This is a genomic window from Brevinematales bacterium, from assembly GCA_026415355.1.
Taxonomy (GTDB): Bacteria; Spirochaetota; Brevinematia; order DTOW01; family DTOW01; genus SKYB106.
In genome coordinates, this window is record JAOAHF010000033.1 from 1 (window position 1) to 2,663 (window position 2,663).

Consider the following 2,663-nt stretch of genomic DNA (forward strand, 5'->3'; position numbering starts at 1 on the left):
TCTCTTATCTTTGATAGGTTTGTTTCAGAAGTTATAAGTGATGATGTTTTGAAATCCACTTTTGCATCTTTTATACCAGAGTTTATCAAACTTTTCTCTATCTTGACTGCACAGTCTAGACAGTCAATGTTTTTGAGTATGTATCTCATAAGTAGAGTATAATAAGAATTTTCATAATGTGTCAAGTAAGAGATTTTTTACAGTAAAGTCCAAAATTAGCGAATAGGGTTTAACAAACTAGTATCCTTATTGAAGGATTTTAATTTTATTTGTTATTGAGTTTTTACTAGTCTTTTAGGATTTTGTAGAAATTTTCAGGGTCGTATATCCTTTTTAGTATTTCTTTATAGAGGATACTACGTTCTTCAATAGCCTTCTTGTCAAACACCTCGTAAGGTTTGAAGTTTAGGTTGCTTTGTTTTATGAATCTTACAAAGCCGGGATTGTGCTTATAAGCGTCTTCATGTAAAGATTGGGCTAAAAGATTTTCTTTTAGGTAATGCTTTCTTTTTTCTTCATATTCCATATTACCATAGCTTTGATTCTTACCTTTGGGTATTAGGATTAGATTCCCCATTTTAGATCTGTAGTAGTTAAATGTGACAAGATCTTCAAACATATTTTTGTATTTGTCGTAATTATTAGGAATTATATGCTCTATCTGATACTTATTAGAAGACGCTGAATAGTCATAGAATCTATCTGGCATACCACTTTCTTTTTCAATGAATGATGTAATCCTTGCTAGCAAGAAGCGTACTTTTTTCTTGTATCCTTCTTTTGAAAAAACAAAGTCATCAAAACCATCAATCATTGAGCTTTTACCATATCTTGATGTTTTCTTGTATAGTTCCAACGATTTTGACCTTAATATTTCGCAAACATCTTCCAAAGATCTGTCTCTTATGTCTAGAACAGTTTTAAAAAAGTCATAAAGCATGGCTTCTTGATTTGTAGAATAATAATTTATAAACCTCAATACAAAAGAAATCTCAATGTAAAATGAAACTAGGGCCATCTTTTTATCAATCTCATATTTAGAATCATCCATTTTTATGGGCGAAAACAGCAAAGTATAGAAAATAGATCGGACATAAGATATCTTAGAGATGTAGAAATTTCCTTCCAATCCTTCTATGTATTCATCGAAACTCTTGTGAATCTTTAGATACAGTTTTGTAAAAAATGGTAAGTCTTTGTCTATTAGACTATGGTGATCATTCGGTTTTATTCTACTCTCGTTATCATAAAACCATTTATGAAAGGGACCTCCTATTTTTTGATAGTCCTCCATATTGTTAGCGTACTTACTTCTGAACCAAGCTCTGAAAAATTCATCTTCTTTTATATCTTCGTTTTCCAATAGGTGAATGGTGTTTTTCCATTTTTTGTCTGCTTCTTCCGCATCTCTACGACTCTGCCATGGTATTTTGGATATTAGATATCCTTTCAATATTTCAGATTGTGTAATCTTAAGCCCCCTATCATTAACAGTCTCAAACAAAAAGTAAGCATCTTGAGAGTTTCTAGTTTCTATTTTAACAAATATTACTTTTTCAGCTAACCAGTCCAGAAAAAATGGTAGTATCGTGGGATGTATGATTTGTTCGTCATCAGAATTATCATTTTTATCATAAGTACTCTCAAAAAATTCTGCTATATCCAAATATCTTTCAACTAAGTTAGAGCTTGGATCTTTCTCGTATTTTTCTTTGTCAATATCTTCATCAGGTGTATCGTACAAGTATCTCAATACTGCCTCTCTTTCCGGTATTTGTAAGTTGAACGATCTACTACCGAATTTTGAAGAATATATCATATCATCAAGTCTAACTACATCTTCTTCTTTAAGTTGTGAGCTTTTAAGATAATATTTCTGTTTCTTGTCCAAGTAGATGAGTAGTAATGTAAAAGTCGTTAATCTCTGCTGACCATCTATTATGTAGTATGTTCCTTCTTCACCTTCGTAGAGTATTATGGAACCCATATAGTAATCATTATAGTTTTTTACATCGCTGCGTTTGTGGTTTTTGTTAAAATTGTTGTAAAATTCTTCTGTAATGTCCTCTAATAACTTGATAACATGTTCTTTCTTCCATTTGTATTCTCTTTGAAAGTAATCAATATTATATTTCTTTCGGTCAAGCAAATCGGATATGCTTTCGGGTCTTGCGTTGATAGTCCTCATACTTTGGTTATTATAAAAAAGCACTTTTTGGACAATCAATGTAATCAAGGAAGGTGTCAATAAATTCCAAAATTTGAGAGTTATTTGGGTATAGTTAATACTTTTAGTGTCTATCAAGTGTTGCTCTAGCAAATAACTACAAGTCTGTTTTCATTGTTCTCTAGATACCTGTTAAGATATTTCACAATTTTCTTGTCCTCTTGTATATGTTGCATATCATCTTCCCTCACATCATATCACCTCCTTTTGGTGTTGTTTTGAAAAGAAAGAAAGAAAAGAGAAAGAAGACAGAGGAGCAAGAGGTGTGATATACTAAAAATATCCATCTCCATAACCTTAAATTATTTTATGAATCATCTATCAAAAAATTTTAGACTTTATTGAACTAGTTTCTATCATTTATACGAGAATAATGAGAAATCTCTGTTCTTTTTGAGTGTATCAAGTATAGATTACCTGTCTCTTATACACATCT

At 31.1% G+C, this 2,663-nt stretch carries 1 protein-coding gene; it reads right to left on the reverse strand.

The genetic code is table 11. From position 1 onward, the window contains the following. Positions 1 to 286: 286 nt before the first annotated feature. Positions 287 to 2,188 carry a DUF262 domain-containing HNH endonuclease family protein gene (locus N2712_07855; protein MCX8029890.1) on the reverse strand — a complete coding sequence of 634 codons (1,902 nt, stop codon included), beginning with the start codon at positions 2,186 to 2,188 and terminating at the stop codon, positions 287 to 289. Positions 2,189 to 2,663: the final 475 nt, after the last annotated feature.